The 21,602-nt window shown below is 57.0% G+C and carries 16 protein-coding genes; 8 read left to right on the forward strand and 8 right to left on the reverse strand.

The window, feature by feature from the left end:
* Positions 1-4: 4 nt before the first annotated feature.
* Entirely contained in the window at positions 5-454 is a 450-nt protein-coding gene (locus FCN80_RS11435) for a MarR family winged helix-turn-helix transcriptional regulator (protein ID WP_136990291.1), read from the forward strand.
* Between the two features lie 271 nt (positions 455-725).
* Positions 726-983 (forward strand): multiple stress resistance protein BhsA, encoded by a 258-nt coding sequence (gene bhsA / locus FCN80_RS11440; protein ID WP_136990292.1) that lies wholly within the window; start codon positions 726-728, stop codon positions 981-983.
* Between the two features lie 229 nt (positions 984-1,212).
* On the opposite strand, the gene FCN80_RS11445 is transcribed toward bhsA, so the two are convergent.
* Positions 1,213-4,611, reverse strand: a complete 3,399-nt coding sequence (locus tag FCN80_RS11445; RefSeq protein ID WP_136990293.1) for a hypothetical protein — start codon at positions 4,609-4,611, stop codon at positions 1,213-1,215.
* A gap of 925 nt (positions 4,612-5,536) precedes the next feature.
* Positions 5,537-6,409: an SIS domain-containing protein gene (locus tag FCN80_RS11450; RefSeq protein WP_136990294.1), complete on the reverse strand. Its 873-nt coding sequence runs from the start codon at positions 6,407-6,409 to the stop codon at positions 5,537-5,539.
* Between the two features lie 994 nt (positions 6,410-7,403).
* On the opposite strand from FCN80_RS11450, the gene FCN80_RS11455 reads away from it, so the two are divergent.
* Positions 7,404-8,156 carry a glutamine amidotransferase gene (locus FCN80_RS11455; protein WP_230492619.1) on the forward strand — a complete coding sequence of 251 codons (753 nt, stop codon included), beginning with the start codon at positions 7,404-7,406 and terminating at the stop codon, positions 8,154-8,156.
* Positions 8,157-8,271: 115 nt separating this feature from the next.
* On the opposite strand, the gene surE is transcribed toward FCN80_RS11455, so the two are convergent.
* The 3 genes from surE to FCN80_RS11470 form a co-directional block, all read right to left on the reverse strand.
* The gene (gene surE, locus FCN80_RS11460; protein ID WP_136990295.1) at positions 8,272-9,048 is read right to left on the reverse strand and encodes a 5'/3'-nucleotidase SurE; all 777 of its coding nucleotides are present in this window, start codon (positions 9,046-9,048) and stop codon (positions 8,272-8,274) included.
* A gap of 190 nt (positions 9,049-9,238) precedes the next feature.
* Positions 9,239-10,207, reverse strand: coding sequence for a helix-turn-helix domain-containing GNAT family N-acetyltransferase (locus FCN80_RS11465; RefSeq protein WP_136990296.1), 969 nt, complete (start codon positions 10,205-10,207; stop codon positions 9,239-9,241).
* Positions 10,208-10,387: 180 nt separating this feature from the next.
* A complete protein-coding gene (locus tag FCN80_RS11470) occupies positions 10,388-11,335 on the reverse strand; it encodes a sugar-binding transcriptional regulator (RefSeq protein WP_136990297.1) in 948 nt (315 codons plus the stop codon).
* 185 nt (positions 11,336-11,520) lie between these two features.
* Between FCN80_RS11470 and dalD the strand changes: the two genes are divergently transcribed.
* The 5 genes from dalD to FCN80_RS11495 all read left to right on the forward strand — a co-directional run bounded on the left by dalD (position 11,521) and on the right by FCN80_RS11495 (position 18,239).
* The gene (dalD, locus tag FCN80_RS11475) at positions 11,521-12,921 is read left to right on the forward strand and encodes a D-arabinitol 4-dehydrogenase (RefSeq protein WP_136990298.1); all 1,401 of its coding nucleotides are present in this window, start codon (positions 11,521-11,523) and stop codon (positions 12,919-12,921) included.
* A gap of 15 nt (positions 12,922-12,936) precedes the next feature.
* Positions 12,937-14,406: a xylulokinase gene (gene xylB, locus FCN80_RS11480; protein WP_136990299.1), complete on the forward strand. Its 1,470-nt coding sequence runs from the start codon at positions 12,937-12,939 to the stop codon at positions 14,404-14,406.
* A 337-nt stretch (positions 14,407-14,743) separates the two neighbouring features.
* Positions 14,744-15,703, forward strand: a complete 960-nt coding sequence (locus FCN80_RS11485) for a substrate-binding domain-containing protein (RefSeq protein ID WP_136990300.1) — start codon at positions 14,744-14,746, stop codon at positions 15,701-15,703.
* A 43-nt stretch (positions 15,704-15,746) separates the two neighbouring features.
* The gene (locus FCN80_RS11490; RefSeq protein WP_136990301.1) at positions 15,747-17,249 is read left to right on the forward strand and encodes a sugar ABC transporter ATP-binding protein; all 1,503 of its coding nucleotides are present in this window, start codon (positions 15,747-15,749) and stop codon (positions 17,247-17,249) included.
* A gap of 9 nt (positions 17,250-17,258) precedes the next feature.
* Positions 17,259-18,239 (forward strand): ABC transporter permease, encoded by a 981-nt coding sequence (locus FCN80_RS11495; protein ID WP_136990302.1) that lies wholly within the window; start codon positions 17,259-17,261, stop codon positions 18,237-18,239.
* A gap of 12 nt (positions 18,240-18,251) precedes the next feature.
* Here the strand turns inward: FCN80_RS11495 and FCN80_RS11500 are convergent, their stop codons facing one another.
* The 3 genes from FCN80_RS11500 to FCN80_RS11510 are packed head-to-tail and all read right to left on the reverse strand — an operon-like array spanning position 18,252 to position 21,474.
* Positions 18,252-19,748, reverse strand: a complete 1,497-nt coding sequence (locus FCN80_RS11500) for an FGGY-family carbohydrate kinase (protein ID WP_136990303.1) — start codon at positions 19,746-19,748, stop codon at positions 18,252-18,254.
* Positions 19,749-19,774: 26 nt separating this feature from the next.
* A complete protein-coding gene (locus FCN80_RS11505; protein ID WP_136990304.1) occupies positions 19,775-20,575 on the reverse strand; it encodes a BtpA family protein in 801 nt (266 codons plus the stop codon).
* Positions 20,576-20,616: 41 nt separating this feature from the next.
* Positions 20,617-21,474 (reverse strand): DeoR/GlpR family DNA-binding transcription regulator, encoded by an 858-nt coding sequence (locus tag FCN80_RS11510; protein WP_136990305.1) that lies wholly within the window; start codon positions 21,472-21,474, stop codon positions 20,617-20,619.
* Between the last annotated feature and the right edge of the window lie 128 nt (positions 21,475-21,602).

Raw genomic sequence — 21,602 nt, forward strand, 5'->3', positions numbered from 1 at the left:
TGCTATGAACGATTCCCAGCGCGACCCGGATGCGGGTCTTTTCGCCATGGCGGTAGAGCTACGCTTGCTTATCGGCAATCTGGGACGGCGGCTGCGGGAACAATCCCATCCCGGTGATTATACCTTGTCGCAAAAAGCGGTAATTTTACGTCTTGAACGGGAAGGACCGGCCACAGTGACCGCCCTGGCCCGCGCCGAAGGCATGCGTCCGCAGTCGATGGGCGCCACCGTGGCGTCCCTGGAAGCGGCGGGCCTGATTGCCGGCGCGCCGGATCCGTCCGACGGCCGCCAGACTTTGCTCTTTCTGACCGAGGGCTGCCGCGCGTTACTGAAGTCGAGCCGGGAAGCGAGGGAAGACTGGTTGTATCATGCCGTTATCGAGCGTTTCGCCCCCCATGAGCGCGAACAGTTGGCCACCGCCATCGACTTGCTCAAGCGGTTGACCCGCCCCTGACGTACCGGCCTTTATTAGCGCCGCCGCTTGAGACGGGTTGCCGGCGTCTTGCCCCGCCCATAACGCTGCCCGGGTTAGCTTGGGCAGCGCCCCGCCAGCGGACCAAAAAATTTGGGGGTCATTTATTCAGGAATGACAACAGGTTAATTATTTAATTAACGATGATTAATAAAAATTCTTGACCCTGGCGGTCAAGGTGTCTATCATTTGTTTATCGATCGTTAATAAATTAATAATCTCTATGAATAATAACCTAAAGAGCGTATTTGTTATGAAAAACCTGAAATATACCATCGCCGCCATCGCACTGACCACTTTGCCATTCGGGAGCTTTGCCGCCCTGCAAGTAAACGCCGCCCCGGCCAACCAACGGCAGGTCGGCGTTATCAGCACCAGCGGCGGCCACGATATCACCTCCGTGGAAAACCAGTTGGCGGAAAAAGCCAGCCAGTCCGGCGCCAAATCTTTCCGTGTCACTTCCATCACGGGAAATAACCTGATGCACGGCACGGCGGAACTCTACCAATAAGCGTATTCGCCGTAAGGCCCGGCATGATAGCCGCCCTGGCGGGCATGCATTGAAAAACGCCGACGGAATTTGACTGTTCCGTCGGCGTTTTTTTATGGCATCCGCGCCGGCTGTTTTCGCCACACAAGGGAAGCCCAGGCAGTTTTGCCGAGCGCCGGCCCCGGATGGCGCATGATGTCATACGCCAATACGATCGAAAAAACAGATCGGGCATGGTCCGTCGGGGCGCCTAGGACTTCTGATCAAAGATAAGCGTCAACAGCAGTTGGATGAGCAGGGCGTCCTTTGGCCCGGCGGTTGTGGCGCGTTTGAGACGTCCGCGCCGTTCGGCGGCAATATCCAGGATGTATTTAACGACATTGTCCGCATTCATCATCATGACGTTCGCTTTGAACATATCGTCGTTCGCCAGCGCCCGGTAAATGGTCTCGTCGTCGATAATATTGCCGGCGGGCCGTAACAACAGGGTATTGAGGTTTTTTTTCACATGCGCCAGATCAAGAATACGGTTCGCCATGGCATTTTCAAATTGCATCAAAGGGGTTTGCGGACTGCCATGACTTAAGGTGATGGTATCAATCAGCATTGTATCGTCCGTGCCGGCGGCCAGATGGGAGATTTCATGCAACACGGTATGAACCAGTTCGTCCTGATGTAGCGTGTAGCCCCGTTCCACCCGATCGGCAATGATGAAAATCCTTTGTTGGGGATCGCCGGGGATCACGAATCCCAAATCGCCATAACACAGTTCATGCCCGTTCAATGTGGACGGATAATTGCCGGCGCTGTCGGCGGTCCTTAGAGAGGACACGATAACAGTATTACGATGCAGGTGCTCCTGTAGCGCTATGGCTCTTTCCAGCACATGGGCAAGTCTCGTGGTGGCTTTATCGATGATCTCCAGGTTCGAGATGCCCAGCGCCTCGGCGAAATAGGCGTCAAGCCAGAACTTTCGACCGGCTTGCTGGGCGGCGCCCCGCAGATAATCCAACGCCGTTTCCATGATAGCCAAGCCGGCCGTAAAAGCTTGCGTAACCTTAACCTGGGCATCGGCCAGGTAGGGGTAGCTCACGATGGCGCGGTTTTTGTTCAGACCGCGAACCTTGATGTAAGGTTTGCCGTAAAAAGCCTCGAACAACTCATATTCCACCATTATGGCGATCTTACGATGAGGTTGATACAACTTCAGGTATATCGGCATGAAATCGGTGAACGGTTGCCAGTCACTGGCCAAACCCACGGCCATGGGTACCGGTGGCGCCGCGCTACGGCTGTCCGAGCGGGGATAAACCGCATACATTCTTCTAATATCCGACGGGTCGTGGCGATGCGGCGGCCAGGACAGGCGCAATCCGGCGGCAATATCGGTCGGTACCCTGACCAGGCGGTTTTCCTCAAGGATATATTTAGGACCGTAAACACCCGTGTGTTCCGGCGTCAGCGCCATATAGACGTTTTGTTCCCGCCAGCGATCGCCGTCCAGTTTTATCGCCAGCAACCGTCTTTTCCCCGTTGCCGCGATAATGATATCGCCCTGGCGCTCGGCCGGCAGCCTGGCGAACAGTTCCGGCTTGCTCAGCTTGGGCAGCGCGGTTTTCAACGCCGGCAGACGATGGAACAGGGCCTGTCCCAGGGCAAGGGCCTGGGTCGCGGACGATCGGCCAAGGGTATACATCGATTCAATGCCGGGATCGAGCGCCTGGCGCAGCCCCAGGCCAAAACGCAGCCATTCCCTGAGGCTCATCTCATCCGCCGCCCGCGCAATACCGTAGCGGATGAATTGCCTGCCCGCGTCGGCGATGGCTTTTCTCAGCGGCAGTTCGGCCAGCATCGCCCCGCGCATGCCGGCGAGCGCCACCTTGCCCCCCGTCGCCAGCGCGCGGCTCATTTGCAAAGACAGCCGGAAGCTGTGCCCCAATAACGGAACGAACGCCAGGGCATCAGCCGTGCAGGTCAATGCCGCTTCTGCTTTACGGCCTTGTCGCGATGCGGTGACGCAACTGTAAAAGGGAATGACGGACAAGAAGAAATCTTCAATTTTTTCCGCCGAGGTTCGCTGGTAGCCATACTCGTTCAATTGATGGAGCAGCCTGTCCCGATTTCGCGTGGCGAGGAAGGTGATGAGATCCGCAAGCCGGTCGGTTTGCGCCGGCGGCAGCGTATCGTCGTGCGGCAACAGTTTCAGCGCATAAGTCTCATCCAGACGCGCTTTATCCGCCTCGCCGACCAAGGTGCGATAATAATCGGCATTTTCATCGATCCGCTGGAGGCGGTACTGGTTTTCCTGGACGGAGATAGCGTAAATACGGACCTGATTGCCTTGCGACGCTTTGAATACATTGGTCTGCGGCGAAGGGGCGATGATATCCAGGTGATCGTGCGTGTCGACCGCGGGCAGGATAGCCGGTAGATAGGGCCGCGCGCCGCCCTTTTGAAAAATGAAGGATAATAACTCCAAGGACGCGTGACGAATGAAATCCTGTTCCATGGTTGGAAGCGCCTCCGCCAGCAACGTCAGTAACATATGGTCGACGGTAAAAAACTGGGCGGCGATTTTACGGTTCTGTTCGAAAAAGAGTTTGTCGAGATACGCGCTGGGGCACACCGCCAGTGTTTTGCAAAATTCGGTTCGCGTGCGGTAATACTGCAAAGATCGGTTGAATATCATTAATGGATCGCGTTCTTCTTCGTACCGGTCTTTTATCGCCTGCAATTCCCGCATGGCCTTGACTTCAAGAGTGGCGTTCCTGGTGACGCGCCATTCCAACAGGGCATGCGGGTTTTGCATGGCATGGCGGATCATGGCGGGTAGATAAAAAAAGCTGATCCAGTGTACCGGCACCGCCTGTTCTTTCCATTGCAGAAAGATCATGCGTCCCAGCGCGGCGGCCTCCTGATCGGTGGGCGGCGGTTGCAGACCGCCCAGGACATTGGCGAACGCGAGACCGGCGTGGACATCCATCCATTCCAGATCATGGGTGTCGACCGGCCAATGCGCGGTGGCGGCCAGCAAGGGATATTCCATCGTAACGACATGTTCTTTGACGAACCGGATATCATCCTGTCCGTCCTGTGGTGTGTCTTCGCCGAAAAATTGGAGCAGGGCGATCTGGACGCGTCCTGCAAGAAAGGCCAGCACATCCGGGTTTTGGTACTGATGCCGGGCGATGGTCATGATGATGAAATCCGAGAGACTTTCGCCGAAGATATTGACGTTTAGCCAGCGGTATACGGCCACTTTACCCGCCGGCCGCGAATACGGCATGGCGACTCCGGGCTGGCGGGTTTCCGGCGACGTGAGGGTTTCCGCCAGGCTGTCGATGTCCGCGTTTTCTTCCCGCAGAAGACGGAGAGTCGATTTCACCAATAGGGAAGGCGAGGGGTCGATGCGATAGCGGTCATCGCCGGTGCGATTGAAAAAAAAACGGGCCACTTTGCCATTGACGCCGGCGAAGGCGTCAGTTGTGTCCCGTTCCGCGGCCGCCAGCGCGGGTTCGTGGCGTCGCGCGCGTTTGGCGGCGGCGGCGGAAAGCCCGGATTTCCCGGCCGAGGGATGGGACGCGGCCGTTCTCACTGGCCGTAGAGGCGGCCGGCCGGCGCCATGGCCGGAAAGCGGACAGAGCGCCATTCGATCCCGCCGTCTTGGAAAGCCGCATGGATCAGGCGGCGCGGTAATGCCGTTATCGGCCCAGAATGCCGCCGGCGGATATCCGCCGGCGACACGGGTAGCGTTCCCCTCTACATGCGTCGCCCCCGCGAAAGTTTTGCCGCCGGTCGGGTTTATGGCGCCACGCGCCGGCGCGAACGCGGAAAGAAGCGTAAGCGCGGAGAGTACGGCCGCCGCTTTGGGGGGAAGTGGTTTGTTTTTCTCGACCGAGGGGGAAATATTGGCGGCCTGGCATAATTGATAGAGTTGTTTTCCTTTTTTTTGCGCGCGGCATTCCCTTGTCAAATATGATATTGGTTGGCAGTCGTTATTATTTTTCTTATATTTAACATTTGCATGATTACCGATAGCCAATCGTTGCTGGCATAATGATGATATTGGCATATTCCTCCAATGAATTTAGAAAAAAGATATTCCGTTCAGCCGACATGGTACTTCTAACTTACGCGCAAATCAATTATCAAGCAGTATTGAAATGACCCTACATTTAGCTATACTCTAAACTAACTTCAAATTGCCTGTTTATTGGCCGCGCGCGCTTGCCCCAGTCACCGAGTTATCCATACCACCGGATGGGTATGAAGAACATCCAGTTTCTTACCAAAGATCCGCCATGGGCGATGTAAATTCGTTCCCGGTGAATTTGTCGCCTCCCGTCGCCACGATATGACCTGAATTATTTGGAATATAATAGGAACAGTCATGCAAATTCCAAGGAGCCTCGACGGAAATAGACGGTATTAAACGGATTAACCGGCGGTGCCTCATCTCTTGGCAACGCGATGCAAATGCATGTCATTGCAATGCAATGATAGTCCGCCTAAACGCTGCGCTAAAAACGCAACGCCGGTAATTTCCTGGCGCCCGTCCCGCCGCCAAGGGAGAATTATTTACTCTGGAAAGACTTGACCGTCTCGATACTGCGTTCCAGTTTTTCCGTGGCGCCATGAAAGTCCTGTAAAACGGTCGCGATAAACAAGGTATCCAGCAAATTGAGCTGAATTATGCGCGCCACAGCGTTTTGTTCGAGCAAGGTACCGCTGCGGGTCGGGCTGAATATGGAAAGATCGGCCTTTTGCGAGAGAGGAGAAACATTATCGTTGGTAATGCAAATGATTTTGGCTCCGCGATTTTTAGCCACTTCCACCCCTTGTAAAAGTTCAGGCGTATCGCCGGATTGGGAAATCACGATGATCACGTCTTGGTCTGAAACCTGGCAAGCGGCCATCAACATCAAATGATAATCATTATAAGTATGGCCCTGGATACCGATCTGCAACAGCTTCTGCTCAAAATCCATACCCACGGCGGCCGATCCGCCAATGCCGAATATCAATACCTGTCGGGCCGAATATATCCAGCGGGACGCCTGGTTTATTACCGCCGGATCGGCGATGGAGCGAGCCTCTTTTAGGGAATGGATGGCGTTGTTAAATATTTTGTCCATAACCGTTTCGATACTGTCATGCTCGGCGATTTCCTGTTCTTTATCGAAAGGCAGCGACAGAAAATACGACCACAATGCCTGGCGTAACTCCCGAAATCCCGTATAACCCAGTTTTTTGGCGACCTTTACTATCAAGGGTTCCGAGACATTCAGCGACAGCGCGACATATCTGATGCTGGTTTCCCGGCCGACATTGCCTTTAGTGATAAGCCACTCGGCAATTCCCCGCTCGGTGGTATTCAGCAATGATAAAGACATCTTTATCTTCGCCCCGATCGCCAGCGCGTTTTCCTGATTGAATAAATTTGTCATTATATCGTTACCCGTTTCTTAAATGGAGGGCATCTATAGCGAACCTATCGGCAATCGGGTCCTGATGCCTTAGTGCATAAATGCTATGCCCGCGGGTATATACCCGTCATACATCAAGCTGCCTCTTTGTTGGCTGCGTTCACCCGCCCCGGTCACATAGTGATCACTGCGCCTGGGGAGGCATGAGAGACATCCTGTCTCTCACCGGAGGCTCGCCGTAGGCGGTTCAAATTCGTTCCCGACGAATTTGTCGCTCACTTGCCGTCGCGATGCGACTTGACGTATTTAGCGTATACATCGCGTTGTCTCTTGGTGATGCCCTTTGCGATGCAGCGTGAATTATCCAGCGTATGCAACCCTTGTGATTTCACTATTTTTCATAAGGTTTTTCGAGCCGCTGATCGCCCGCGGTGCGACTGGGACGGCGAACGCGGCCGCGGCCGGCAAAGGAGGCACGCGGAGCCGCGTGAATACAGCGGGAACATTCCCGATCGAGCGCCCTGTTTCGCCCCCGTGGCACTGCGCGCCGTATGGCGAAACAGGGTGACGCCGGTCGCGGCGACCGCCAGGCAATGTCTGGCCTGTCGGATTCCCTTAAGCTTATTTTACTCTTTAATGAATTCCGACAAAAACTGTCTCATTGAAAATATGCGCCGACAGCGCAAAAAATGCAAACTACCCCCGGATGCAATAGGCACCGTTATCACTCGGGTAAATGGTATCGGCATAATACCAATGGCGGCGGCGTGTCCCCGGCATGTGTTATTTATACTCGCCATACTTCACGTTGCCCCTTTGTTGGCTGCATTCGCTCATCCCAGTCACCTCGCCAGCCATGCTTCCGGGGCACACTTACTTGCCGCCGCGATGCGACTTGAATTATTTAGAGTAGAGGAAAATTGAATGAAAAAAATCGGTTCGCGCTGGACGAAAAGTCCGCGGCGCGAGCATAATAGTCCGGCCAATTAATAGGGAAACGGGAATTGATGCAATAATGGATATACCCATTGACTCGCCGCTGGTCATTGTCCAGATGGGGGAGCCCCCGGCCGCCGTCGCCGCCGAAGTGGGGAAACAATATCAGTGGTTTGTCAGTAAATTGGGCCTGCAAATGCGGGAGTTTATTTTAATTCGCCCGTATCGCGGCGATGCCCTGCCCGATCCCGGCAACCTGTCGGCCGTCATTATTACCGGCTCCTGGTCGATGGTCACTGATCATGCGCCGTGGAGCGAAATGACCGCCGTCTGGGTCCGCGAGATTCACCAGCGGGCCATTCCCCTGCTGGGGGTTTGCTACGGACATCAATTGATCGCCTATGCCCTCGGCGGCACGGTGGCGGATAACCCGCATGGCTGGGAAGGCGGGTTGCAGCAGGTCCAGATGATTGGCCAGGAGGAAGCCGACCCCTTGTTTTTCGGCTTGCCCAGGCAATTCACCGCCTGGTTGTCTCATCGGCAGACCGTTGTGTGCCCACCGGCACAGGCGCGGGTGCTTGCCTGCTCATCGCAGGATGCGTGTCAAATTCTGCGCTATGGTCCCTACGCCTATTCCCTGCAATTCCACCCCGAGTTCAACCAGGCGCTGATGGTCAGTTGCCTGCGCCACAGCCGCCATCCAGGGGCGCGGGAACGGCTGCCGGCGGTGAGCGCCGCCGCCGAACCGGAGTGGCCGGCATTGATCTTGCGGCGTTTCCAGGATGTGTGGCGCCACCGCGGACGGACGCTGGAAGCCGGCGACGCCGCCTGAGCGGGCCATGGGTCGCTGCATTTCGCTGGGCGATGGCGCGGGGAATGGCTAAAGGTCCGCGGCATGGCCGCCGGCGAATCCGCCGCCGGACGGTATGTTGCGATGTTGCAACTCTTTAATAATCTTCGCCGTAAAGACTGCTCAAACGTTGATATTCGCGCGGATGGGTGCGTTCAAACGTCAGCGGCGTGACAGTGATATAGCCTTCTTCGTTATATTTAAGTTCGCTATTGGACGGCCGATCCAGTCTGCCGTGTTGCACCCGGACCCAAAAATAATCCTCGCCGTGGGGATCGCGGGTGGCGTCGACGGTTAATCCGTCCACTTTGCCCATACCCTGCGCGGTAACGCGGATTCCCTTGACTTTGTCGGCCGCCACATCGGGAAAATTCACGTTGAGGCATACCTGGGGATCCCAGCGGTGCTGCAACAGATGGCGCAGGGTGCCGACCGTATGGCGACGGGCGCAGTCCCAATTGACCGGCACGTCCGGGTCATGATTTTGGCTAAGGGCGATGGAGGGAATACCGAGCAACATACCCGTGGTGGCCGCGCCCACCGTGCCGGACAGCAGGGTTTCGAACCCCAAGTTCGAGCCGTTGTTGATGCCCGAGAGCACCAGATCCGGCGGCATATCCGCCAACGCCTGACGAATGGCGTAAGCCGCGCAGTCCGCCGGCGTGCCGTAAACCGCGTAGCGGCGCTGGCCTTTTTTGACCACGCGTACCGGTTCGCGCATGCTCAAGGAATTAGCGACGCCGCTTTTATCTTGGGACGGCGCCACAATCCATACCTCTTCGGCAATCTCATGCGCGGCTTCGGCCAGCAGTTCCAGACCGGGCGCGTCGAAACCGTCATCGTTGGTCAGCAAGACTCGATTCACTATTTTCATACTCAGACCTTTTCGGTTGATGGTGTCAAAATGTGATCAATGCTTGATTTTATACTCTTTGGCGGACCGGAAAGGCAAATAGGCAAGGGGAAAATGTGGTCCGGAAGGGGAAAATTTTGGCGCCGGCGCCGCATCCCCGCGATGGGCGTGGAGGGAAATGCACGTCCGGCGCTGACCGGGATCCACCGTTTCACTTTGCCACGTTGGTCGCCAGCGGCGCAATGGAACGGATATAGCACTGTTCCAGCATTTCCTGGCCTCCCTGCCAGTTGACGCACTCTTTGACAAGAACGTAGCCGGCCTCTTCATACAGTCGGCGCGCGGCTTCCAATCCCCGATACGTCCATAATTCGGTTTCGGCGAACCCCATTCTGTCGCAAAACGTCAAGGCGGCGGCGAGCAATTGTCTGCCGATGCCGAAGCCGCGCCGGCCGTCCGCCACAATGAACCAACGCAAATGGGCGCGGCCGGAGGTCAGATCCTGGCTATCAATGGCGATGGCGCCGATGACATCCCCCGACTCCAGCGCCAGCCATAATCCATTACGGGGATGGGTAAGGCGGTTGACGAACGCCGCAATGTCGTTGGCCATCCGGCTTTCAAAAAAAGCGCCAAAATTAAAGGCCCGGGCGTAATAATCGGCGTGCAGGGCGACTATCCGGCCCAACGCGCCCGGCCGATAGCCGAAGACAATGTTGGAAGCCGGAATGGCGGCCGAGACCCGGTTAATGCGATGGGCCTGTAACGCGGCGGCGCAGAGCGACAGGCCGTTGCGTACCCGTATCTGATCCCCGGCGGATAATTTTTTCAGGGCGCCGGCCATCTGGCTGCGGGTATAAGCATTAATGGACGCCAAGGCGCGCCGGCTCTTGGTGGACAAACAGATGGGTCTGGCGCGTTTATCCTTGCCGCTGCCCGCCTGACACAACAGGCCGGCGGACAAATATTTTCTCACCATTCGGCTGGCGCTGGATTTATCCAGCCCCAGCGTATCGCTCAAGGCCGCAGATGTGATTTCATGATAGTTGCCGATTTCATTAAGATTACGAACGACATAAGGGCTAAGGCCCATAAAAGTCTTGGCCGTGCTGATCATATCCATTTCCCTAACCAGACGGCGGGAAGCGGCGCAAACGGAATCAAGCATCATATCTGACATGGGTCGAGTCCGGATAAGTAAAGAAAAAGGGTTGTATCACACCATGATTCGCCAATCAATTCATCCGCCATTTTCGCCATGTTAATAAGTTATCCAAAGGACGTTGAGCAAGCGGGCCCGCCGACGTTGACCCGCGTGAAGGCGCGGCCGGTCCGTTACCCGCTGGCCCCACCCCCGGGATCATTCGCTAAGTAGCCCCACGGCGGTGTCTTCATCGGTCACCAGACCATTGATCCAGCCGCCGGCGAGGACCGCCTGGACGGACTGGAATTTCTCTCGGCCGCCGGCAAAGGCGATAACCGGTTTTTCAGGGCGCGGCCGAATATCGACGCTGGTCAGGCGACCGTCCAAATCGCTGATAACCCGGGCGCCGTCCCGGCCGATAAAATGGCCGGTGATCTCCGCCACCACCCCGGCTTCGGTCAGCCTGGCCACATCCTCGGCGGTGATAAACCCGTCGGTAAGCAGCGGACCCTGATCGTTCATCTGGCCGATGCCGATAAACGTGACGTCGGCCTGCGCGGCCTTTTCGGTCACCATGCGGTAAATGCGATGGTTGCACCACAAATCCCGGTCGGCCAGACTGTCGGCGAACAAGGGGGCCGGCAGGATAAAATAGCGGCCCTGGGTCTTTTCCGCCATCCATAACGGCACGTCGTAACGGGTGCAGGAACCGTCTGAGGCGATGGCGCCGATCATGGATACGCAACTGTGCTGGGGACGGTCCACCGGCGGCAGCTTATTGATGGTGGAACGCAGCGCCCGTCCGGACCCCAGCGCGATAATCTGCGGACTCTCCTGCTCAATAAATTGCATCATCACCTCGGCGCCGGCCACCGCGATCATGCTGTTTATGCTGGCCGTGTCCATGCCGCCGGACGGCACGACCTGGCATACCGTTAAGTCGAATCGCTTTGCCAGCCGCGCCGACAACGCGGTGCAGTCGGCCACCGGATGGGTGATATTCACCCGCACCAGGCCGCTTTCCGACGCCAGGGCCACCAACCGCTGGGCCGCCTGGCGGGATACCCCGAGCACATCGGCGATTTCATGTTGCGTTTTGCCCGCGACGTAATACATCCAGGCGGCCCGTGCGGCCTGATCCAGTTTTCGATAGCTTTTACTCATTGATCATACTCAATATTTAGCTGTGAATGAAATATAGCGGCGGCGGCGCGTCGCGTAAATCGGTCATTTTTGATATGTGAGCTAAAGCTCATTAAGTGGGCTATTATTCAATTAAGCTTTCCATCTAGGCAATTACTCATTTTTTGGGCTTATGCTCATTTACCGCAAGCGAGGTACGATAGACTATGTCCACCCCAAACCCTCTTATCTGGATGCATATCGGCGCTGGCTCATTTCATCGCGCGCACCAGGCCTGGTATCTGCATCGGTTGCTCAAGCAAGGGGACCCACGCTGGGGCATCGCCCTGGGCAATATCCGCGACGACGCCAATCCGCTTTTGGAGGCGCTGGCGGCGCAAAAGGGCGAGTACGCCCTGGAAACCGTTACACCGGCCGGCGAGCGACAATATGAAAAAATCACCTCCATTCGCAAAATCATACCTTGGGACGCGGAACTGACCGCGCTTATCGCGCAAGGCGCCGCCGCGGAAACCCGCGTCATCGCGTTCACCGTAACCGAAGGTGGTTACTACCTGGACACCCATTTTAAACTCGATCAGAACAATGGGGATTTACTGGCGGATCTTAAGGGCGGCGCCCGTACCATTTACGGCGCCATCGCCCGTATCCTTGAGACCCGGCGCCAGCAAGGCGCCGGTAGCGTCACCTTGCTCAGTTGCGATAATGTCCGTCACAACGGCGAACGTTTCCACGATGGCCTGATCGAGTTTTTGACGCTGCGCGGCGAGAAGGCGCTTTTGTCCTGGCTACCGGAACACGTGTCCACGCCCAATACCATGGTGGACCGGATCACGCCTCGTCCCTCGCCGGATATCGCCGGCCGCGTCAAACAGGCGCTTAAGATGGACGATAAGGTGCCGGTGATGGGCGAATCCTTTATCCAGTGGGTGGTCGAGGATAACTTTGCCGCCGGCCGGCCGGCCCTCGAGACGGTCGGCGTGGAAATGGTCGCAAGCGTCGTGCCTTACGAAGAGGCCAAAATCCGGATCCTTAACGCCAGCCACAGCTGTATCGCCTGGGCCGGCACGCTCATCGGGCAATCCTATATTCATGAAAGCACCGGCACTGATTCCATCCGGAAAATGGCCTACGATTATGTCACCCAGGATGTGATTCCCAGCCTTACCCCCAGCCCGCTCGATCTGGCCCAATATCGCGATGTGGTATTGGACCGCTTCAGCAATCCCTATATCCGCGACACCAATCAACGGGTCGCCGCCGATGGTTTCTCCAAGATACCCGGCTTTATCACGCCGACGCTGCTAGAGTGCTACCGGCGCGGCCAAACGCCGAAGGCCACCGCGGTCTTACCGGCGTTGTTCTTTGTGTTTATGCGTCGCTGGCATGAAGGCACGTTGCCCTATGCCTACCAGGACGGCATCCTGGATGCCGCCGCGGCCCATGCGATGTTTAACGCCGCCGATCCGGTGGGCGTCTATGCCCGCGACAGCAAAATGTTTGGTCCCTTGGCCGCCGATCGGGACTTCGAAAAATTGCTGCGGGAAACCATCGCCCGCATCGATCAGTGGGCCGCCGCCAACACGCCGCTAACCGCCGCGCATTAATCAAAGGGATCCATTATGTATCTCGGTATAGATTTAGGCACTTCGGAGGTCAAGGTCGTCATCATCGACGATACGGGAAGACGGGTGGCCGGCGAAGGGGAACCGTTGACGGTGCAGCGGCCTTTCCCGCAGTGGTCGGAACAGGATCCGGCGCAGTGGTGGTCGGCGACCAATTTGGCCATCGGCCGCCTCAGAGCGGCGCATCCGGCGCTGTGGCCGGCTATTCGCGCCATTGGTTTGTCCGGACAAATGCACGGTGCGGTGTTGCTTGATGAACAGGACCGGGTTTTGCGGCCGGCCATTTTATGGAACGACACCCGCTGCGCGCAAGAGTGCGAGCAATTGACGCGCCTGGCGCCTGAGTTGCACGACATCGCCGGAAATCTGGCCATGCCGGGATTCACCGCGCCGAAATTGTTGTGGGTGGCCGCCCACGAACCGGAAATTTTCGCCGCGGTACGTAGCGTACTGCTGCCCAAGGATTATCTGCGTTTGCGGATGAGCGGCGAGAAAGTCTCCGATATGTCCGATGCGGCCGGCACGTTGTGGCTGGATGTCGCTAAACGGGACTGGTCCGACGCCCTTCTGGCGGCCTGCGGCCTGAGCCGGGACAACATGCCGTCGCTGGTGGAAGGCTCGGCGCCCTCCGCTTGTCTGAATCGCGAGGTTGCCCGGTCATGGGGTTTGCCGGAATCGGTCGTGATCGCCGGCGGCGGGGGCGACAACGCCGCCAGCGCCGTGGGCATCGGCGCGGTGAATGACGGCGACGCTTTTATCTCCCTTGGCACCTCCGGCGTCATTTTCGCCGTCAATGCGCGTTTTCGGCCCAATCCCGCATCGGCGGTCCATGCTTTCTGCCATGCCCTGCCGGGGCGCTGGCACCAAATGAGCGTCATGCTTACCGCCGCGAGCGCCTTGCGTTGGCTATGCCAGCTACTGGGCACCAATGAAACCGCCTTACTGGCGGAAGTGGCCGCGTTGGGGGCGGAGCAACGGGCGCGGGCGCCGATATTTTTGCCCTACTTGTCTGGGGAGCGCACACCGCATAACGATCCGCTGGCCAGCGGTGCTTTCCACGGACTGAACCATTCAACCGAACGCGCGGCGCTGGCCTATGCCGTGCTGGAAGGCGTGGCGTTCGGCCTGGACGACGGGTTGGCCGTGATGAAACAGGCGGGTAGCCATATCGAACAGTTTTCCCTGATAGGCGGCGGCGCGAGAAGCCCTTGGTGGGCGCAACTGATTGCCGATGTGCTCAACATCCCGGTGGTTACCCATCGGGACGGCGCGGCCGGAGGCGCCCTGGGCGCCGCGCGTCTGGGCTGGCTGGCGGCGGGGGGCGATGAATCCGTGGTGTGTCGTAAGCCGGACGTCGAGCGGCGGTTCCTGGCCGACGCCGATCGCGCCGGGGCGTTGGCAAGTCGCTTGCGGCGTTTCCGCCTGTATTATCAGCAGCAAGTGGCGGCCAGGGCATTGGCGCCCTGAGCCATACCGGGCTCGGCCGGTGTGATGTTGCGGGCGGGAACCGCCAGGCGTTGCCGGTCCTCGTGGCGAATACCCTTAACCAAGGAGGCTGTTATCCGACCCTAAAACCCCTTTTCCCGGTTCTATAAGCACAGGTCGGGAAGCGTTGCGGCTTCACGGAAATAAGCGAACAACAGGAAGAATGTACCAGGAAAAACAGCAAGGAAGCAGAGAAGGTACAGTAAGCGCTCCGCCAGGGAATGGCGCGGCCAGGCTTTCCAGATAATGGAAAGCCTGGATTTGATATCGGTTAAAGAAGTGACCTCTACCCAACGAACAAACAAAAGGAAAGTGATGAATGAAAAAAATCTTAATGAGTATTCTGCTGGTTGTGGCATCGGTTGCGGTAACGGCGCATGCCGCGGATAAAATTAAGGTGGGTTTCGCCAACCGGACATTGAATGGCGCCTTTTTTAATGGTCTGACGGAATATATGAAAATACACGCTAAAGAGCGTGGTTATGATTTGATTACCACCGACGCCCGCGGCGATCTGAATAAACAGATTTCCGATGTGGAAGATATGCTGTCGCAGGGGATCAATTATCTCATTCTCAACCCACAGGACCCCGAAGCCGGCCTGCGCATCACCCAGATAGCCAAACGGGCCGGCGTTCCCACGGTCATTCTGGACAGCGACATTTCACTGGATGCGCCGGTTATCACCCGGGTTCAGGCCAACAATGTCAAGGATAATATCGCCATTGGCGAGTATGCCGTTGATCAGTTCGGCGACAAGCCGATGAATTGCGTGATCATCAGTGGTAATCAGGGCAATTTGGTGGGGGAAGCTCGCCGTACCAATTTCATGCGCGGCGTAATGGAAGCCCAGCTTAGGAAATATAACCACACCAATCTGAAAATCGTTAGCCAGGGCTGGGGAAACTGGGATCAGCAGGGCGCGCAAAAGGCCATGGAGGATATCATTGTCGCGCAGGGCGATAAGATCAATTGCGTTTATAGCGAAATGGACGACATGGCCCTCGGCGCCATTTTATCCTTGAAAGCCGCCAACAAGCTTCAGAATGTCAAGGTTTATGCCCACGACGGCTATAAAAAAGGCCTGGAGGCCATCCAACGGGGCGAATTGCAGGCCACGGCCGCCAATAACCCCAATACCCTGACCGATACCGCCCTGGGTATCATTGCCAAATATGCCGCCGGGACACGGGATTTTCCCGATTATGTTTATACCCCGACTGTACTCATCACCAAAGATAACGTGAATCAAGTCTACGATCCCAAGTCGCTTTTCTAAGGCTGTCCCCCCTCGCGAGGGGGGCTTACAATGAGGAGTTTTCATGGACCAGTACGCGGTCGTTATCGAAAAGGTCAAGAAAAGTTTTGGCGGCGTCCATGCGTTAAAAAATATTGATTTGAAGGTGCGGCACGGCACGATTCACGCCATTGTCGGCGAAAATGGCGCGGGCAAATCCACTTTGATGAAAATCTTGTCCGGCATTTATGTCAAAGACAGCGGCACTATCGCTATTAACGGTAAAGAAGTGCATTTCACCTCGCCCAAACAAAGCCGGGAAAACAATATCGGTATCATTTATCAAGAACTGGCCCTCGCGCCGGATCTCACGGTGGCGGAAAATATTTTTCTCGGCGATCTCGGTTTCGGCGGACAATTTCTCAACTGGAAAAAAATGAACCAACGCGCCGCCAGGGTCCTGGCCAATCTGGGTTTCAACATTCCCCCCACCGCGCGGCTCGGCAACCTGAGCGTGGCATACCAGCAAATGGTGGAAATCGCCAAATCCCTGGCGCGCGATGTCAAAATTTTGATTTTGGATGAACCTTCGGCGGTTTTGTCAAGCCGTGAGATAGATATCCTTTTCAGTCAGTTAAAACTGCTGAAGGGGCAGGGCGTTACCATCTTGTATATTTCCCATCGCTTGGAGGAAATTTTCGCCATCGCCGATGCGATCACTGTTATCAAAGACGGCGAAACCGTCACGGATCTGGATCCGAAAACCTGTAGCGAAGACGACATTATTTCCAGCATGGTGGGGCGAAAATTTGAAAATCTCTATCCGGCAAAAAATGTACCGGAGGATGAGGTGATCCTGGATATACGCGGGGTATCCACCCGGACCTTGCTTAACGATATCAGTCTGACCGTCAAAAAAGGGGAGATCGTCGGACTCGCCGGCCTGGTGGGATCCGGACGAACCGAAATCGCCCGCTGCCTGTTCGGGCTCGATAGAACGACGGCGGGGAAAATAGTGAAAAATGGGCGGGAAATCGTCATTAAACATCCCGCCGACGCCATGCGACAAGGTATCGGCCTGGTACCGGAAAGCCGAAAAGAACAGGGCGCCATATTGTCCCGTCCCATTCGTGAGAATATGACGTTATCCAGTCTAAAACGGGTATGCCGGAAATTGGGCATCATCAATTACCGCGGTGAAAAAGCCTTCAGCGAGCAATCCAGAAAACGCCTGTCCATCAAACTGGGCACTATCGAGGACCCCATTTCCAGCCTTAGCGGCGGCAATCAGCAAAAGGTGGTTATCGCCAAATGGCTTAATACCGATTGCGATCTGCTTATTCTCGACGAACCCACCCGCGGGGTCGATGTCGGCGCCAAGGTGGAAATTTACAACGTGATTCATGAATTAGCGCAAAAAGGTTACGCCATTATTGTCATTTCCTCGGAAATGATTGAGGTAATTTCTCTGGCGCATCGGGTCTATGTGATGAGCGAAGGATCGGTGACCGCCGAATTGCGGGACAGTCAGATTACCGAAGAGAACATCATGCGTTTCGCCATCCCCAAACGTGCTCTAGCGAACTGAGGAAAGATTATGGATACGGTAACTCAACCTTCTACGTCGGCCGGTCTTGTCCTACGGGCCAGAGCGGCAAAGTTCTTCACCAATAATTCAACGCTATTGGTGTTTTTTGTTATGCTGATCGTCGCCAATTTTCTTTCCGACCGGTTTTACAGTCCGGAGAATATCACCAACGTGCTACGGCAAAGCGTTCCGTTGGGGCTGGCGGCCATTGGCATGCTGTTTGTCATCCTGACCGGCGGCATTGATTTGTCGGTGGGATCGATTATGGCGCTGGTCTCGGTGGCGGTGGCGCTGCTGATTCCGGAAATAGGCGTTTTCCCGGCTATCGTGGCCGGCGTCGGGGTCGCCACGCTGGTGGGCGCGGCCGCGGGTTGTCTGGTGACATTCTTTAATATCGCGCCGTTTATCTCGACACTGGCCATGATGACCATTGCCCGGGGGCTGGCGTTAATTGTTGCCAAGGGACAACCGATATTTATCGATAACACTGCTTTTGTGAATTTCGGCACGGGGTATTTTCTGGGGCTGCCATTGCCGGTTTATGTGTTAATCATCGCGGTTTTAATCGCGCATTTTATTTATCAATACACGGTATTCGGCCGGCTGGTAATTTCCATTGGTTCCAATGAAACGGCTACCCGTTTTGCCGGCATCCGGGTGGACTGGTACAAATTCGCCGTTTATGCCCTGAGCGGTCTGGCCTGCGGCCTGGCGGGCGTTATGGCGTCGACCCGCACCGGGGTCGGATCGCCGGTCTTGTCCATCGGTTTTGAACTGGACGTTATCGCCGCGGTGGTGGTTGGCGGCGCCAGCCTGGCGGGCGGGAAGGGCACGGTGGTCAATACCCTGATCGGGGTGCTTATCCTGAGCATCATTTCCAACCTGATGAATCTGATGAATATCTCCGGTTACAACCAGCAAGTGGTCAAAGGGGCGATCATCATCATCGCCGTCATGCTGGAGAGCATGAAATCCCGTGGTAAGGCGTAACGGGCGCGTGATTCAGGTCAGAGGCTTACATTGCCGGTATAACTGGAGAAAACGCCCATATAACTCGCTATAACGCACGTGCCGGCCGGCGTCGGGCTGGATCAGCTCGCTGAAACAAACGAATCCGCTGGCGCCGTTCCAGTCGTTATTCACGCCAATACCCATGCCTGCGGCCCACGCGGCCCCCAGGCATGAACCCGGATGTCCTTCCAGACGTTGCAGCGGCGCGCCCAGCACATCCGCGACGATCTGCATCCATAAACGGCTGGCGGAGCCGCCGTCGGAGACCAGGTAGCGTCGGGTCGGATAGCCGATATCCTGCATCACCTCGATATGATGACGGATGGCGAAGGCATAAGCCTCCAACAAAGCGCGCCAGAGATGGCTTGCGTCGTGGGCCAGCGTCAGGCCGAAAAACACCCCCCGCGCCGCCGGATCGTGCAATGGCGTTTTCTCGCCGAGGAAATAGGGCAGGCAAAGTACGCCGTCCGCGCCGGGAGGGCGGCGCTGGGCCAGGGCGTCCAGGTATTGATGCAGGGAAAGACCGGCCTGTTCCGCCGCCGGACGATGTTGGCCGGCGAAATGCTCGGCGAACCAGTTCAGCCCGGATCCGCCGGTGGACATGCAGCCATTGGGCATATACAGACCGGGAATCAGGTGGTAGTCCAGATAAAGCCGCGCGTCGGGACGCACCTGCTCCGCCGCGGTCAGTACATCCACCGAGCCGCCGAATTTCAACAGCGCGTCGCCGGGGCGGGTGACGCCGGCGCCGAGCGCCGAGGCAATCATGTCCGCCGCGCCGCCGATAACCGGCGTCCCCGCGGCCAAACCCGTGTGGCGCGCCGCCTCGGGCGAGACGCCGCCCAGAATGTCGTGGGAACGTATCAGCCGGGGCACCGCCTGGCGGGGCAGATGCGCCAGGGCGATATGCCGGCCGTCCAATTGATGATCGCCGATATTCACAAAACCGGCCTCCAGCGCCCAATTCTGTTCTATCGCCTTCTCGCCGGTCAGCTTCCAGTTAATATAGTCATAGGAGCCGAATACCGTGGCGATGCGCCGGTAAACATCCGGTTCATGCCGTTCCAGCCAGCGGATTTTGGCGCCGACCAACTGCTGGTTGATGCCATTGCCGCTGCGGGCGATATAATCCCGCTCATTCTGCTCGGCGCGGATCTCGGCCACCTGCTCGCCGCAGCGTCCGTCGCTTTGCTGAATACTGGGGCGCAACAATCGCCCCGCCTCATCCAGCAATACCACCGCCGGCAGCATGCCCGTCACGCCCACCGCGGCGATATCCCCCGGACGCGCGCCGCTGACCGCCAGCAGTTCGCGGCAGATTTCGCCGACATTGCGCCACCATTGTTCGGGGTCTTCCTCCGTCCATCCCGGTTGGGGGGAAGAGAGCCGCACCGGACGGGAGATCAGGCCCAACACCTGATTTGGCGGCCGGATCAGGATGCCGATGGTGGAAGTGGTGCCGATATCGATACCCAGCAAACAGTTCATAGGTCCCCTCGTCGTGGCGGCGGATTTCAGCGCAGGCCTTCCACCACATCCATAAAGCGTTTGACCCGATCGCCATCCACCGCATTCCACGTATCGCCATCCACCTTGAAATGGGTGCCGATGATAACGCCGCTGGCCAGACCCAGCACATCGCGAACGTTATCGATATTCGTGCCGGTATTGGCGAACACCGGCACATCGGTCACCGTTTCACACACCTTGCGCAAATGGGACTGATCGGCCGCTTCGCCGGTAATCGGGCCGGAGACTAAAATGGCGTCCGCCATGGACGAAAATACCGCGCTGCGCGCCCGCAGCTCAATGGGCCGGCTATCCAGAGGATGGGCGAATTCGGCATTGATATTGAACAGCAATTTCATGTCGTCGCGCCCCAGATTGTGCCGTAACCGGGCGGCGGTGGCGCAATCAGGCTGCCAAATTCCCATATCCGAAGCGAAAACTCCGGTGAAAATTTCCCGGACGAAACTGGCGCCGGTGACGGCGCCGATGGAGACGCTGGCTTTCGGATCCCACAAAAAGTTCACGCCGAACGGCACATGCAGCGCCGGCTTCACCGCCTGGACCACCGCCGCCATGGCGGCAATGCCTTCCGGCGCGGCTTCGAATACGTAGGGGCGATCGTTTTCATTACCGAACATAATGGCGTCCACTCCCCCCGCCTGTAGCTTTTCCACATCCGCCAGAACATTGTCGATGAGTTTGTCGAGTCCCCCGTCAGCATCGTAGAGGGGGGTGCCCGGCAGGGCGCCGATATGGGCCATGGCGATGACGGCTTTTTTCTTGTTACCCAAAAAATCAAAAATCATAGGATGCTCCAGACGGTTAAAACGGGAACCCGTGGTTCCCTTTACGTATCGGCCGATGAGGATAAAGGCGGGGCGATGACCACCTTTATCTTTGCCGCTTCAAGCGCCAGGGCGATAGCCGGCGGCGGCGGACTTTCGGTTATCAGCATGTCCACCCCTTGCAGCGGGGCGATATTGACCAGCGACATGCGTTGAAATTTGGAGGCGTCGCACAGCACGACGGTCACGCCGGAACGGCGCAGATAGAGCCGTTTCAGGTCGACATCCTCGAAGGAATAATCATAAAACCCGCTTCCGGTCAGGCCGGAAACCCCGATAAAAGCAATGTCGAACCACAATTGTTCAAACTGGGCCACGGCGGCCGGGCCGCCCATGGCCATCTCGTCGCCGCGCATGTGGCCGCCCGCCAAATAGATGTCGGGGGCGCCATTACTCATGCGATAGGCGATACGCACGCTATTGGTGAAAATTTTCATCCGATGGCGTTCCAGCAGCCGCTCCGCCACCAGATAAGTGGTGGTGCCCACATCCAGCGCCACGGTTTGGTAACCGCGGGCCATATCCGCCGCCACGGCGGCAATGCGGGCCTTGGCGTCGCAATGTCTGGCCAGCCTGGCGTTGAAGCTGGGTTCGTCCCGGTCCATGGCAACCGGCGGGCCGTTGTCCGGCAACGCCGCGCCGCCATGGATACGCACCAGCTTGCCTTCCGCTTCCAGTTCCATCAGGTCACGGCGGATGGTCATATCCGAGACATCCAGTTCGGCCGCGATGTGGGTCACCGATATCGTTCCCTGACGGGACAGGGTTTCAATAATGTGCAGTTGCCGATCCTGGGCCAGCAGCCGGGGGCGTTCCGCCTTCCCCGGATCCGCCGGCATCGGGTCTCTATTGTCATTCATAAGAATATCCACTGAGTGCTGATGTTCGAACGATGATAACATCAAACATCTTTTCGAACATGATACGAGAAAAAATACATTTATCAAACAAAATTTGTTTTTATTTGTTTGAATTTTTGTTATAGATA

This window comes from Martelella alba, assembly GCF_005217455.1.
GTDB lineage: Bacteria > Pseudomonadota > Gammaproteobacteria > Enterobacterales > Enterobacteriaceae > Acerihabitans.